The 13,813-nt window shown below is 75.1% G+C and carries 11 protein-coding genes; 5 read left to right on the top strand and 6 right to left on the bottom strand.

The features are described 5' to 3' along the window. Positions 1 to 2: 2 nt before the first annotated feature. Entirely contained in the window at positions 3 to 2,858 is a 2,856-nt protein-coding gene (locus OOT42_RS00420) for a helix-turn-helix transcriptional regulator (protein WP_273653010.1), read from the bottom strand. 191 nt (positions 2,859 to 3,049) lie between these two features. Here OOT42_RS00420 and OOT42_RS00425 point away from each other — a divergent pair, with 191 nt between their 5' ends. Further along, on the top strand, positions 3,050 to 4,729 hold the full coding sequence (locus OOT42_RS00425) for a leucine-rich repeat domain-containing protein (RefSeq protein ID WP_273653011.1): 1,680 nt from the start codon (positions 3,050 to 3,052) through the stop codon (positions 4,727 to 4,729). 82 nt (positions 4,730 to 4,811) lie between these two features. On the opposite strand, the gene OOT42_RS00430 is transcribed toward OOT42_RS00425, so the two are convergent. Continuing rightward, complete coding sequence (locus OOT42_RS00430) at positions 4,812 to 5,333, bottom strand: VanZ family protein (protein ID WP_273653012.1); 522 nt, start codon at positions 5,331 to 5,333, stop codon at positions 4,812 to 4,814. 76 nt (positions 5,334 to 5,409) lie between these two features. After that, a complete protein-coding gene (locus OOT42_RS00435) occupies positions 5,410 to 5,700 on the bottom strand; it encodes a helix-turn-helix domain-containing protein (RefSeq protein ID WP_273653013.1) in 291 nt (96 codons plus the stop codon). Positions 5,701 to 5,768: 68 nt separating this feature from the next. Here OOT42_RS00435 and map point away from each other — a divergent pair, with 68 nt between their 5' ends. From map to OOT42_RS00455, 4 genes are all read left to right on the top strand, one after another. Next, complete coding sequence (gene map / locus OOT42_RS00440; RefSeq protein WP_273653014.1) at positions 5,769 to 6,539, top strand: type I methionyl aminopeptidase; 771 nt, start codon at positions 5,769 to 5,771, stop codon at positions 6,537 to 6,539. 120 nt (positions 6,540 to 6,659) lie between these two features. After that, on the top strand, positions 6,660 to 7,214 hold the full coding sequence (locus tag OOT42_RS00445) for a PD-(D/E)XK nuclease family protein (RefSeq protein WP_273653015.1): 555 nt from the start codon (positions 6,660 to 6,662) through the stop codon (positions 7,212 to 7,214). Positions 7,215 to 7,259: 45 nt separating this feature from the next. Then, positions 7,260 to 8,419, top strand: a protein-coding gene (locus OOT42_RS00450; protein WP_273653016.1) for an IS3 family transposase whose coding sequence is annotated in 2 segments (ribosomal slippage) — positions 7,260 to 7,538 and positions 7,541 to 8,419 — 1,158 coding nt in all. Because the reading frame shifts where the segments join, the coding sequence is not laid out codon by codon here. A gap of 362 nt (positions 8,420 to 8,781) precedes the next feature. Beyond that, the gene (locus OOT42_RS00455; RefSeq protein ID WP_273653017.1) at positions 8,782 to 9,237 is read left to right on the top strand and encodes a hypothetical protein; all 456 of its coding nucleotides are present in this window, start codon (positions 8,782 to 8,784) and stop codon (positions 9,235 to 9,237) included. Positions 9,238 to 9,303: 66 nt separating this feature from the next. On the opposite strand, the gene OOT42_RS00460 is transcribed toward OOT42_RS00455, so the two are convergent. From OOT42_RS00460 to OOT42_RS00470, 3 genes are all read right to left on the bottom strand, one after another. Next, on the bottom strand, positions 9,304 to 11,640 hold the full coding sequence (locus OOT42_RS00460) for a hypothetical protein (protein WP_273653018.1): 2,337 nt from the start codon (positions 11,638 to 11,640) through the stop codon (positions 9,304 to 9,306). A gap of 1 nt (position 11,641) precedes the next feature. Next, a complete protein-coding gene (locus OOT42_RS00465) occupies positions 11,642 to 12,316 on the bottom strand; it encodes a hypothetical protein (RefSeq protein ID WP_273653019.1) in 675 nt (224 codons plus the stop codon). 234 nt (positions 12,317 to 12,550) lie between these two features. Further along, the gene (locus OOT42_RS00470) at positions 12,551 to 13,702 is read right to left on the bottom strand and encodes a cytochrome P450 (protein WP_337251880.1); all 1,152 of its coding nucleotides are present in this window, start codon (positions 13,700 to 13,702) and stop codon (positions 12,551 to 12,553) included. Positions 13,703 to 13,813: the final 111 nt, after the last annotated feature.

Below are 13,813 nucleotides of genomic sequence, written 5' to 3' on the forward strand. Positions count from 1 at the left end.
CGTCAGCGGGCGGCCGCACCCGTCGGTCCCGGCCGCGTGAGGTGCGGCTGACCGAGGGCGCCGGGGAGCTCGGCGCGGCTGCGGACACCGAGCTTCTGGAAGGCGTGCGTCAGGTGCGTCTCCACCGTGCGCCGGGTGACGTAGAACTGCCCGGCGATGTCGCGGTTGCTCACCCCCTGGCTCGCGAGGGTCGCGACGCGGTGCTCCGCCGGGGTGAGCGCGCCGGGCCCGGTCGTGGCGGGTCGTCGTGGACGGGCGCCGCTGGCGTGCAGCTCGTCGCGGGCGCGCCGGGCCAGCATCGCCATCCCGTGCTGGTCGGCCAGGTCCAGAGCCTCGCGCAGCGGAGGCCGCGCGTCGCCCCGCCGGTTCGACCGTCGGAGCGCCGCCCCGAGGTCCACGAGGCAGCGGACGTGCTCGAGCCGCGCTGGCGAGGACGCGGCGAGGTCCGTCGCCTGCTCGAGCAGCGGCACGCGTGCCGGGCCGTCGATCGTCTGGGCGAGGGCCCGCCTGCCGGTGGCGCGGGCCGCGGGCGTGCCGAGCACGTCGGCCAGCCGGAGCTGGTCGCGGGCGACCACCTCGGCCCGTCGTCGCTCACCGAGCGCGACGAGGGCCTCGACCTGCGTCACCCGCCATGACGCGAGGACCGGGTGCTGCACCGTCAGCTCCTCGCAGCGGGCACGCGCCTCCTCCGTGTCGGCGTAGGCCTCGTCGAAGCGCCCCTGCGCGAGCCGCAGGCGCGCGCGGCTCTGCAGGAGCAACGGCGAGCCCATGGCCCCGGGCGGCGGCGCCCCGGTGTGGCCCGTCTCCAGCAGCACGGTCTCGGCCTCGTCCAGGCGGTCGGCCTCGGTGAGGACGTCGACGAGCGTGTGCAGCGCCCACGTGAACGCCGCGGGCGGGGTGTTGCCCTGGATGACCTCGAACAGCAGGCGGGCGTCGGGCTCGGCGTCGCGGATCCGGCCCGCGCGCACCAGGGCCATCGACCGCCGGAGACACCCTTGCGTGAGGGCGAGCAGCCACCCCCGCGGACGCGCCACGTCGATCAGCGCCGTCGACCACGCGATCGAGGCGTCGAGCTCGTCGATGCCGACGAGGACGACGGCCGCGGCGGTCGGGAGCAGGGAGTCCATGTCGGTGCGGAACACGTCACGGACCAGCGCGGGCGCGAGCAGCCGGCTCACCGTCGTCGCCGGGAGCCCGGCCCAGGTGGCGCCCATCGCCGCGTTCACGGCGGCCAGGCCCGGCAGCAGCGGGTCCGACGGCGCGGCGCGGAGCCGTCGGACGGCCTCGGCGTGGGTGCCGGCCTGCATCGCGGCGTCCATGACCAGCTCGTGCTCCAGGCGCTCGCGCTCCTCGGCGGCGCCCGGGACGGCCCGGTCCGTCGCGGTGCCCGCGAGCCCTCGCCGCGCCAGGTCCATGGCCTCCTCGAACATCCCCGCGATCCCCAGCGCGCGAGCCCCCCGCAGGGCCGTCGCGACCCGCAGGTGCGACGGGTCGGCGAGCGCGACCGCCGTGCGCAGCAGGGCCGGCGCGTCGGGCTGCCACCGCGCCGCCTGGGCGAGGCCGAGCTCGAGGTGCACCGCGGCGGAGGTCTCCCGGTCCGCCGGAGGCTCGACGAGCGCGCGACGCAGGTACGCTGCCGCGCTCTCCGGCGCGCCGCGAGCGCCCGCCCTCGCAGCCGCGGCTCGCAGCGTGTGCACCACCGCGGCGTCGGCACCGGGGTCGGTGCGGAGCAGGTGCAGCGCCACCCGCTCGGGCTCGGCCGCCTCCCCGGCGAGCAGGTCGGCGGCCTGCCGGTGCAGCCGTGCCCGCTCCCCGTGCCCCAGGTGCGCGGAGAGCGACGACGCGATCAGCGGGTGCGCCAGGGTGAGCTCGTGCTCGCCGCGCACGAGCCCGGCGGCGCGCATCGCGTCGGCGAGCGCGGCAGCCTCCCGCGGCGGGCACCCCGCGAGCACGGCGGCGTGCCGCACGGGGGCGTCCCGACCCAGCACGGCCAGCGCACCGGCCAGCCGGTCGGCACCGGCAGGCAGGCGCGCGAGCTGCCGGACGACGCTCCGTGCCGCCTGGTCGGCCACGACCTGGTCGAGCCGTTCGGCCGACGCCCGCGTCGGGGCGATGCCCTCGGCCTGCACCTGCGCGACGAGGACGCCCAGCAGGAACGGGTTGCCGGCGCTCGCGGCGTGGCAGGCCTCGACGAACGCCGGCTCGGCACCCGGCAGCGCGCCGACGACGATGCCCTCCACGGCGGCGAGGCTCAGGGGACGCAGCCGCACGGTCGGGTCGGGCGCCGCGGCCAGGAGCTCGGCCAGGAGGTCGGCCGAGGGGGCCGGCTCGCCGGAGCGGACCGCGCACAGCACCCCGACCGGGACGTCGACGAGCCGACGCGACAGCGTGGCGAGCCAGCGCAGGGACGACGCGTCCGCCCAGTGGGCGTCGTCGACCACGAGGAGCACCGGCTGGCGCTCGGCGAGGTTGCTGGCGAGCCAGACCAGCCCGTGCACCGCCGCGTGCATCGCGTCGCCGCCGGGAGCGGGCTCGGGTGCGGCCAGCGCGAGCGCGGGACCGGCCAGTGCCGCGGCGCCGGTCGTCAGGTCCGCCCAGTCGTCGCGCCTCCGGACCGGCTCGAACAGCTGGCGGGCAATGCCCCAGACCGCGTCGCACTCGAGCGGTCCGCCCCGCGCCGAGCACGCCACGAAGCCGTCCGCGGCAGCGACCCGGGTGGCGGCCGCCAGGAGGCTGGACTTGCCGATCCCGGCCGGACCCTCGACGACGACCACCCGGCCCGCACCGGCCCGGATCGAGGTGAGGTGCCGGGTCAGCGTGGCCAGCTCGCGGTCGCGGTCGAGCAGCCCGGTGCTCACGCCTTTCACCGTACTCCGGCGTCGGACGCGGCCGACGGCGCGGCGTGCAGGTCGCCGTCGCGCGACGGTGACGATCCGCGCAGAGCCTTCACGACACTTCGACGCCGACCCGGTCCGGGGCTCGGTGCCCGCTGGGTACGGTCGGCCCGGCGCCGGACCCGGTGGCCGCCGAGCGACGGACAGGAGACGGGATGCCCGACGGGGCGCGGTTCGACAACCTGCGGCGGGCCGGTGCGGGCGTCGTCGCCGTCGTGGGGGTCTGGACCGCCGCGACCCTGGTCGGCGGCGGGACGTGGGCGACGGTCGGCGACGGGTTCCGCGCGCTGCTCGGGGAGGGCGCACCGTCGGACGCCGTCGAGGCGCAGTGGGCGCTGCGCGGGGACGCGCTGCCGCTGCTGGTCCTGGTGCTCGGGCTCGTCCCCGCGGTCGCGCTCCTGCTGGGTGGGGTGGCGCGGCGGTCGCCCGCTGGGCCGGACACCGCGAGCGTCGAGGCGCCGGCGGACGGGTCGACGTCGGTCCCACCCGGAGCGCGCCGCCTGACGTCGCGCGGCGCCGGTGTCGTCGCGGGTGTCGTGGCGGCGGGCGTGGTGGCGGTCGTCGCCGGGGTGCTCGTCGTGTCGGCGGACCCTGCGGCCCCGCGCCTCCCGTCCCGGCCGTGGATCTGGCTGCTCGTGTCGTCGCCGCGCACGCTCGCGGGCGTGTGGCTCACGTGCGTGGGGGCCGGGGTGGGCGTGGCCGGGGTCGGCGTCCTGCTGCGGCGCCGGGGTCCTGCCGTCGGGGGTGCGCTGGCCGTGGTGGTCGGCGCGTCGGCGACCGCCCTCTCCGCGGCCGCGTGGACCGCGCGGACGGTCGCGGCGGTCGCCCGGTACCGCGGCGGACCGTCGTCGCTCGCGACGGTCCTGCAGGACGGGGTGGTCGCGGCGGGCCTGGTCGCCGCCACGGCAGCGGTCGTCGCCGGGTCGTGCGCCGTGGTCGCGTGGCGCCGGCTGGGGGGCGGGGAGTCGTCCGCCCGGACGGTCGGACCGGAGGAGCGCAGGGCGACCCTGCGGCGGCGACGGCTGGTCGCTCTCGGCGTGGCGGCCGTCGTGGTGGTCGCCGTCGGCACCGCGTCCGGCGTGCGGGTGGCGGAGCGGCGCGTCGTCGACGAGGTCGTGGCTGATCCCGTCCTCGCGGCGTGCCTCGAACGGGCCCTCGGCGCGGGCCGGGGTGACGGGCTCGCGCCGCGCCGGTTCGACGAGGTGTTCACGGTCGACTGCCCGCGCGGCAGCGGCGGTGCGCAGGTCCGGTCGCTCGACGGTCTCGAGCGGCTCACCTCGGTGCAGCGGATCGACCTGACCGGCCAGGACGTCGCCGACCTGCGGCCGCTCGCGGCGCTGACCCGGCTCACGTCGTTGCGCCTGACGAACAACCCCCGGGTCGCGGATCTCTCACCGCTGGCAGGGCTGCCGCTCGACGACCTGGGCCTGTCGGGGACCGGTGTGCGCGACCTGGGTCCGCTCGCGGGGACGACCTCGCTGCGGTTCGTCGGCCTGGGCGGCACGGGGGTGTCGGACCTGTCGCCGCTCGTCGGGTCCACCGGGCTGATCGAGCTCGACGTGTCGCACGCCGCCGTCGTCGACCTCGCGCCGCTCGCGGGCGCTGCGAGCCTGACCAAGATCGACGTCCGCGACAACGGCGTCGTGGACGTCGCGCCGCTCGCGCGGATGCCCGCGCTCGACGAGCTGTGGATCGGCGGCAACCCGGTGGCCGACCTGCGGCCGCTCGTGGACGCGCCGGCCCTGCTGGGCGTCGACGTCGAAGGGCTGCCGGGCACGACGCCGGGCATCGCCGAGCTGCGGGCGCGGGGCGTCTACGTCGGCGGGCTGGCCTGACCCCGAGGGGAGGCCACGGGTCGAGGTGGCGTCGGGCTCGGGGGGACGGGCGCGGCGGGTCCCGCGGGCGGTCGCGTCCTGGTCAGCGCACGGCGTCGGCCGTCGGCTCCACGGCGTCGGCCCGCCGGCGAGGACGTCGTGCCAGAACGAGCGCGACGGTGGCGAGCGCCGCACCCAGCGCGGCACCGATCGCGTTCGAGAGCCAGTCGTTCGTGTCGCACGAGCGGCCCAGGACCGGCAGCAGCGCCTGCACGGCCTCGATGCCCGCCGACGCGAGGACGCCGCCCAGCAGCGCGAGCAGCGGCCGACGGGTCGCGACGGCCGCGAGCAGCACGGGCGGGACGAACAGCAGGACGTTGGCGAGCAGCTCGACCCGGCCGAACGTCGGGAGCACCCAGCCGACCGCGCAGCGCTCGAACACCTCGCGCTGCGTCGGGACGAGCGTCAGGAGCACGACGGGCACGAGCGAGAGCGCGCACAGGATCCACGACAGCCGGGGCGGGCGGCCGAGGAGCCACCGCCCGAGCAGCGGGCCGGCCACCACGAGGACGGCGAGCACCGTCGGGCCGAACCAGGGGTGGGCGACGAGCAGGGTGGAGATCACGAGTCAGGGGCTCCGGGGTCGGGCGGGGAGTGCGACGCTGCGGGGGCGACGCCTGGGGGTGGGGTGGTCCGGGCGGTTACGAGGCGAGACGGGTGCCGTCAGCACCGGCCTGGTCGAGCGCGTCCGGGCCCTTGATCGCGTCCCACACCGCGTCCAGCGAGAGGCCGAGGACGTCGGCGATCGCGGCGATCGTCGGGAAGGCGGGGGTGGCGACGCGGCCGGACTCGATCTTGCGCAGCGTCTCGGGCGAGATGCCGGCGTCGAGCGCGACGGTGAGGATCGACCTGTCGGCCCGCGCACGTCGCAGCAGCGCACCGAGGCGCTGCCCTCGGGCGACCTCGTCGGGCGTCAGCGGCAACCGGACCATACGGCCGATAGTAATACCGGGATAGTATGGCCGGGATAGTTATCCGAACCGCGGAGGGGCCTGGCCCGATGATCGAGATCCTGACGCCCACCGAGGTGCTGCGTGCCCGTGACACCGGCGCACTCGTCGCCGAGATCCTCCACACCCTCCGCGGCCGCGCGACCGTCGGCACCAACCTGCTCGACATCGACCGCTGGGCCCAGCGGATGATCGCCGACGCGGGCGCCGAGTCCTGCTACGTCGACTACGCGCCGTCCTTCGGGCGCGGGCCGTTCGGCCACTACATCTGCACGTCCGTCAACGACGCCGTCCTGCACGGGCTCCCGCACGACTACGCGCTCGCGGACGGCGACCTGCTCACGCTCGACCTCGCGGTGTCGCTCGGGGGAGTGGTCGCCGACGCGGCGATCAGCTTCGTCGTCGGCTCCGGCGCGCGGGCCGAGGACGTCGCCCTCATCGAGGCGACCGAGCGCGCGCTCGCCGCGGCGATCGCCGCCGTCGGGCCCGGCGTGCGGCTCGGCGACGTCTCGCACGCGATCGGCACCGTCCTCACGGACGCCGGCTACCCCGTCAACACCGAGTTCGGCGGGCACGGCGTCGGGACGACCATGCACCAGGACCCCCACGTCCCCAACACGGGCCGCCCCGGCCGCGGGTACACGCTGCGACCCGGCCTGCTGCTCGCGCTCGAGCCGTGGGTCATGGCCGACACCGACGAGCTCGTCACCGACCCCGACGGCTGGACGCTGCGCAGCGCGACCGGCTGCCGCACCGCCCACTCCGAGCACACCGTCGCGATCACCGACGTCGGCGCGGAGATCCTCACGCTGCCCCGCTGACTCGTGCCAAGGTTGGCAGGGTGCCGGCCCTGGCCTCGGTCCGCTCTGGCCGGGTGAGGACTCGTGCAGGCGCCGCACGCATGGACCGCGATCAACGGTGTCCGTGGGAGGGCGTGCGCCATGAGGCCGAACGAACCGTCCGGTGCGTCTGACTGGGACGACCGCATCGCGATGTTGCGAACGGAGTGGGCGCGCATCGAGCGGTGTGCGGTGGCCGTCGTGGTCAGAGAGGTGGCCGAGTGGGGGGATCGGCTCGCCGTCATGCGAGCCGAGCAGAGCAGGGTCGCGGCAGACGGAAACTGGACATCTGGCGAGCCGACACTCATGGGCGCGCTCTGGATGCAGCACAACGAGGTAGTTCTCACACGTGCACTCGCATGGTTGCTCCGCCCTGATGGGCGTCACCGCATGGGCCGGGCGCTGCTCGACCTGATCGCCGAGAGGGTCGGACTACCACCGCTCCCGCCCGACGCGGAGATCGACGTCGTCACGGAGGAGGCGCGCCGCGAGCGCGAGTCGGGACGGGAGACGCGTGCCGACCTTGTCGTCTACGGACCCTCGTGGACCCTCGTGATCGAGGCGAAGGTCTACGCCGCTGAACAACCCGACCAGCTCGACCGGCTGGCCGACCTCTGGGGCGAGGACATCGGACGGGTCTGCTGCACGGATGGGTGACACCTGACCTGTGGGGACGCGGTCCCCGCTGGAAGGATGTGCACCGTGCCCAGGCCCTATCCCATGGAGTTCCGCCGGGACGTCGTGGCGGTCGCCCGCCGTGGCGAGGCCCCGATCAAGCAGATCGCGCACGACTTCGGGATCGCCGAGTCGTGTCTGCGCAACTGGCTGCGTGACGCGGACGTCGAGGACGGCAACCGTCCGGGCGTGACCGCCTCGGAGTCGGTCGAGCTGCGTGAGGCGCGTCGGCGGATCCGGCTGCTGGAGCAGGAGAACGAGGTGCTGCGTCGCGCAGCGGCGTATCTCTCGCAGGCGCAGCTGCCGGGAAAAGGCTCTACCCGCTCGTGAGTGAGCTCGCCGCCAACGGGGTGCCCGTGGCGGTGACGTGTCGGGTTCTCAAGCTCGCCAGACAGCCCTACTACCGCTGGCTCGACGCACCCGTCGGTGCGCGTGAGCTCGAGCAGGCGTATCTCGCGGACGCGTTGTTCGACGCCCACCGCGACGATCCGGAGTTCGGCCACCGGCTGCTCGCCGACGAAGCCGCCCGCGCCGGTCTGGTCGCCTGCGACCGCACGGTGTGGCGGATCTGCTCGTCCAACGGCTGGTGGTCGGTGTTCGGCAAGAGACGCCCCCGAGGTGGCAAGAAGGCCGGGCCGCCGGCGCACGACGACCTTGTGCTGCGCGTGTTCACCGCCGACGGACCGAACCGGTTGTGGCTGTGGGACATCACCGAGCACCCCACGAGCGAGGGCAAGGTCTACCTCTGCGCGATCAAGGACGTGTTCTCCAACCGGATCGTCGGGTACTCGATCAGTGACCGCATGACGTCCCACATCGCGGTGAACGCCCTGGCCAGCGCCGTGCAACGTCGCGGTGACGTGGCCGGGTGCATCGTTCACGGGGACCGTGGGAGCCAGTTCCGAAGCCGCAAGGTCCTGCGCGAGCTGGCCCGCCACGACCTGGTCGGGTCGATGGGCCAGGTCGCCTCCGCGGGCGACAACGCCGCGATGGAGTCGTTCTTCTCACTCCTGCAGAACAACGTCCTGAACCGGCGCCGCTGGACCACCCGCGACGAGCTGCGCCTGGCGATCATCGTCTGGATCGAACGGACCTACCACCGCCGCCGACGCCAAGCGCGACTCGGTCGCCTGACCCCCATCGAGTACGAGACCATCAACACCCCTCAGGTCGCACTCGCCGCCTGAGACCCGCTGTCACCTACTCGTGCAGCAGACCCGACCGTGCTTCGTCTTCTTGACGCGAGGCCGTCGGACGCCTCGGACCGCGCGACGTTCAGCAGGCCAGTGGCAGGCACTGACCTGGGCCGACGTGGCAGCGCTGCTGCGCGCCGCCGTGGTGGGGCGACGACCACGGCCGGGGGTAGAGGACTTCATCGAGACGTTGGAGGCGTATCACCGTGTCTGAGCAAGGTGGTGGTCGCGCTCGCAGCCAGGACGATGCGCGCGCTTGGTTCTATCTGGACCACAGAGGCGACATCGAGACCTGGGTGACCCTTCGTTCAGAGGGTCGTGCCCTCCTGCATCGGTGCCTCCTCGAGATGGGACCGATGATCGACGAGCTTGCTACCGAGCTCGGGGTCGAGGTGCGCGACGGCGATCTCGACGATGGTGACCGCCCCGGATTCGGGCTGCGTCGGCGAGACTGGGTGGGTCCGGTCCTCGCCGAGGTCGCAGTCGTCGTGGAGTGGCAGCTGAGCGCTCTCCTCATCCCAGGACGCGGCGACACATGGCCGTATGTCGCTGTCAGATACGACGCAGCGATGGACGACCCCGCAGGTCGACGTTCGCTCGAGGCCGCGCTCGCGGATGTCCGCAAGGACCTGGACGGAAACGCGTCTCGGTGGTGGCCATTCTGGCGCTACGTCGAGCCCGCAGACGGGGTAGTCGATCCCGACGCGCTCATCGAGGCCTGCATCGAAGACCTCCGGGAGCTGTGGGCTGCGACTGCGCCGATCCTCGACAGCATCCGCACCCAAGTGGTGATCGACGAACCGTCGGACTGACCTCGACCGCGATCTGCGCCGGTGGCGTGTCTCCTGCGAGAGCGACACGCCACCGGACCCCAGTCGTCAGGCCAGCCGGCGGCGGACCAGCGTCGCCAGGCCGATGCCCGCGGCGAACAGGGCGATCGCCGCGACGAGCCGACCGAGGTTCGTCGCGCCCGCGCCGTCGACCCCGGCGATCTCGATCGAGTACGCCGTCGCGCCGACCGCACCCTCGGGAGCGCCGTAGGCCATGCCCTCGGCCTGCGCGCGCTCCGCACCGGCGGCGAGGACCGCGTACTTCACGCCGAAGTCCTCGGCCGTGGCCTGGCCGCTCGCGACGACCTGCGAGGTGCCCTCGTCGGAGAGCTGCTGCGTGCCGTCGACGAGCTTCGGCGCACCTTCCGAGGCCGACACGAGACCGTCCGCGAGGAGCGTCGAGCCGTCGGCCGCCCGGTCGATGCCGTCCGCGAGCTCGTCGGCGCCGGCGTGCAGGCGCGCCGCCCCGGTCCCGAGCCGCCCGAGGCCCGACGCCAGGGCGTCACCACCGGCCCCGAGCTGGTCGCTGCCGGACTGGAGCGCGTGGATCCCGCCGCGGAGGGTGCCGTCGGCCTCGGTGTCGTCGGCGTCGCCGACGGCCTTCTGCACGCCCGAGACGACCTCGGACACCAGCCTGCTGACCCCGGCGTCGACGCGGACGAGCCCCTCCAGGAGGCCGTCCTTCGCGGGATCGCAGACGCCGGGGAGCGACGCGGAGCTCAGTCCGCACTCGACCGAGGTCAGGCCCGGGTTCGCGATGTGCGTCAGGCGCCCCTGGAGGAAGGTGAGCGCCTGCTGGAGCGTCGCGTCGGCCGCGGGCGCACTCCCGTAGAAGGCGGGGGAGTCGGGGTTGCCCAGGGCCGCTGGGTCGGCGAGCGCGGCCTGGCCCGCGCGGAGCTGGTCGGCGAGCACGCCCAGGACGTACCAGTTCACCGGGTCGACCGTCGGGTTCATCGCAGGGCGGGCACCGTTGGGGTAGCACGGGTCCGAGCCGGCGGCCACACCGTTGCGCACGTGGCCGATGACGGTGATCGCGCACCCGAGCCGCTGATAGGCGCCGGGCTCGGTGGCGCTCACGTTGTAGACGCCCGCCGCCATCGACGCGAGGGCGGCCGGTGCGGCCACGCCGACCTGCCGGCGGAGCTGGTCGACGCCGGCGAGGAGCGTGTCGGGGGTCGTCGTCGAGCCGATGCCGGCGCGGAGCCGCGTGATGCCGTCGTGCAGCTCCTTCGCCTTGGTGGGCAGTGCGCCGACGGTCCCGTACATGGTGACGAGGCCGGCGTCGACCTTCGCGAGCCCGGCGTCGACGCGGGCCAGCCCGTCGAGGAGCTGGGGCGCCTTCGCGCGCGCCTCCGCCAACCCGTCGTCCAGCTGCTCGGCGCCGGCGGCGAGCCGGGCCGCGCCGGGGGCGGCGGAGTCGTTGAGGCCCGACGAGAGCTCGGCGGCACCGTCGCGGAGCTCGAGGAGCCCGGCGAGGAGCTGGCTGGCGCCGTCGTGGAGCTGGAGGACCGAGTCGTCGATCTGGGTCGCGCCCGCGGTGAGGTCGACGCCCTTCTGCGCGCCCGAGCGGTAGCTCTCCGCGCCGCCCTTGAACGACGGGTAGTCGAGCGGGGAGACGGGCATCGAGGTGAGGGTCGCGGGCGGCACGACGGCGCCGCGGACCTGCGCGGTGTAGCCGAACTCGGCGGTCGCGGAGCCGATGGGCGGGAACAGCGTCATCTGGAACTGCAGGCGCGTGCCGCCGCGGCCGTCGCCGGCGAGGCCGGCCTCGTCGGACTGCACGTCGGTGAAGGTCGACGGGAGGACGGTGACGAGCTGGCCGATCATCGGCACGACGGTCTCGGCGGACGCGGTGGCCTCGGTGCCGGTGCCGTCGTCGTAGGTGACGTCCTGCGTCTTCCCGGTGGTGTTGGTGACGGTGTAGTGGACGCCGAGCGTGCCGGAGCGACCGACGACGGCGCCGGGCTGCACGGGCTCGCCGTCGAGCGTGTACTCGACCTCGACGGTCAGCGGGAGGTCGCGGTCGTAGGTGCTGACGGTGCGGGCGCGGCGCTCGCCGTCGACGTCGACCGTCGCGACGAGGCGCCCGTCGACGACCCGGTACCCGCCGAACCCGTCGAGGTTGCGCAGGCCCTTGGTCGACACGGGGTTCTCGACGGTCGTGCTGCCGCGGCCGGTGAACGCGAGCTGGTCGTAGACGCGTGCCTCCTGCAGGGCACCGGTCGCGGACAGGCGGGCCTGGATCGTCTCGGTGTTCGTCACGGTGACGTCGCCGGAGCCGGAACCGGAGCCCGAGCCCGCCGCCAGTGCGGACGAGCCGGCCGTGCCGACGAGCAGGGGGACGAGCAGCGCGGCGGCGGCCGCGGTGGTGGTGGAGCGGCGCACGTCAGGCCTCCGGCTGCGGGTCGTACGGGCGGGTGGCGGGCATGCCCCGGCGGGCGTCGGGTGCGGCGTACGGGCGGGCCGGGGCGTGGGTGCCGGCCGCCTCGTAGGCGCCGACGGGCTCCGGCTCGGCGACGGCACCGCGTGGGGCGGTCGCGTCGTCGGCTGCGAGGGCGTCGGCCCGCTCCTGCGCGCGGTCCTGCTCGACGACCGGGCCGAGCAGCGACGTCGCGAGGAACCCGGCACCGGCCGCGAGGAGGATCGACGTGGCGGTCGCCGCCGACGACGCGACGAACGCGCTCGGGTCGTCGGAGTAGGTCGCCTCGTAGGCGCCGGCCATCGCGGCGGCGCCGAGCAGCGCGGCCCACAGGGGGAGGCGGCCGCGCGTCGCGCCGGCGACGGCGAGGCAGACGGCGAGGACGACGAGGACGGCGACGGCGCGGCCGGCGGCGGCGTCGGGCAGCGCGGCGGCGCGCAGCGCGTAGCCGAGCCAGGCGGCGAGGAACCCGACGGCGAACGCGGCGGCGCGGGCGCCGGGCGACCGGTCGGGCACGAGGCCGAGGGCCCCGCCGAGCGCGGCGCCGAGGAGGGTGACGCCCTGGAGGTCAGGGCCGGAGAACAGGACGATCGCCGTCGCGAGGACCGCGAGGGCGAGGCCCGCCAGGATGTGACGCCTCATGCATGACCACCTCGTCGTGGTGACCGCCGTCGGGGTGCGCCCGGGGCGGTGGTGCGGGGACACGGTCGCCCGAGGGCCCGCTACCTGCACCGTCACCGTTGACGGGGGTCGTCGAGCGGGCCCTCGGGCATGACCGAGCGACTGTCTAGCAGTCGGCCCAGCACCTGAGCCATGCGGTACTAGGTAAATCGGCGCGGTACTGGATACATCGTTATGTCGCCGTGATGTTGGTGGTCAGCGCAGGAGCAGCGGCGCGACGGCGTACCCGCCCGCGGGCGGCTGCTCGCGCTCGCGCGCGCGGTCCGGGTCCGGCGCGACGGCGGTCGTCGCGGCGAGCACCGCGCGGACGAGGACGCGCAGCTCCATCGTGGCGAGGGGCCGGCCGGGGCAGACGTGCGGCCCGACGCCCCAGACGAGGTTGTCCGCGGCGTGCGCGTCCGGGTCGAACGCGTCGGGGTGGCCGAAGACGTCGTGGTCGCGGTTCGCGGCCGTCCAGTGCAGGACGACGGTGTCGCCCGCGGCGACGTGCCGGCCGCCGAGCGTGACGGGTGCCGTGGCGACGCGCCGGTTGCTGACGAACGGGTCGTCGATGCGCAGGATCTCGTCGAGGACGGCGTCGAGCTCGCGGTCCCCGACCCCGGCGCGGAGGCGGTCCTGCAGGTCCGGGTGGTCCGCCAGGTACGTGAGCACGACGCCGGCGCACAGGGCCATCGAGCCGAGGTCGCCGCCGGTCCAGTTGCGCAGGATCGAGACGATCTCGTCGTCGGTGAGCGGGCGCCCCTCGACGCGGTCGCGGGTCAGCTCGGTCGTCACGTCGGCGGGCGCGTCGTCGCCGGCCCGGCGGCGGGCGTCGGTGAGGGCGCGCACGATCGCGTCGAACCGCCGCGCGACCTCGGCGGTGCGCGCACGGTCGCGCGAGCGCGTCGCGGCCCGGTTGTCGGCGACCCATGTGAGCAGGTCGTCCTCCAGGTCGGCGGGCCAGCCCAGCCAGGCGCTCTGCGCGCGCACGGCGAACCGCGCGCCGAGCGCGACGGCGTCGACGGTGCCCGGGACGTGGAGCTCGCGCACGGAGCGGGCCGCGACGTCGGCGACCACGGGGACGAGGGCATGCATCCGGTCGGGCGTGAAGTACCGGTCGACGACGGCGCGGAACGCCGCGTGCGCGTCACCGTCGAGCCCGTTCGGGACCTGCAGGTGCCGCGACACGGCGTTGGAGAACGTGCCCGGGTCGCGCGCGACGGCGACGACGTCGGCGTGCCGCAGGACCGTCCAGGAGCCGTCGGCGGTGTGCGCGACGGGGCAGCGGCCGCGCAGGTCGTCGGCGGTGTCGCGGGCGTCGCGCGCCGACGCGCCGGGGACCTGGGCCGTCGGGAGGTGCTCCGTCACGTGCCCATCCTCCTGCACCGACGGGGTGACGCTGCGCGGGCGGCGCATCACCGCAGGTCAAGAGGCTTTTTCCCGCGCGAAACGTTTAGCCGTTGAGTCTGCGGAAACCGC

Source organism: Cellulomonas fimi, assembly GCF_028583725.1.
Lineage (GTDB): Bacteria > Actinomycetota > Actinomycetes > Actinomycetales > Cellulomonadaceae > Cellulomonas > Cellulomonas fimi_B.

Bases quoted from the DNA above. Each gene is read 5' to 3' on its own strand.
- OOT42_RS00425 (WP_273653011.1), top strand. From the start codon at position 3,050: ATGCCCGACGGGGCGCGGTTCGACAACCTGCGGCGGGCCGGTGCGGGC.
- OOT42_RS00435 (WP_273653013.1), bottom strand. From the start codon at position 5,700: ATGGTCCGGTTGCCGCTGACGCCCGACGAGGTCGCCCGAGGGCAGCGC.
- map (WP_273653014.1), top strand. From the start codon at position 5,769: ATGATCGAGATCCTGACGCCCACCGAGGTGCTGCGTGCCCGTGACACC.
- OOT42_RS00445 (WP_273653015.1), top strand. From the start codon at position 6,660: ATGAGGCCGAACGAACCGTCCGGTGCGTCTGACTGGGACGACCGCATC.
- OOT42_RS00455 (WP_273653017.1), top strand. From the start codon at position 8,782: ATGATCGACGAGCTTGCTACCGAGCTCGGGGTCGAGGTGCGCGACGGC.
- OOT42_RS00465 (WP_273653019.1), bottom strand. From the start codon at position 12,316: ATGAGGCGTCACATCCTGGCGGGCCTCGCCCTCGCGGTCCTCGCGACG.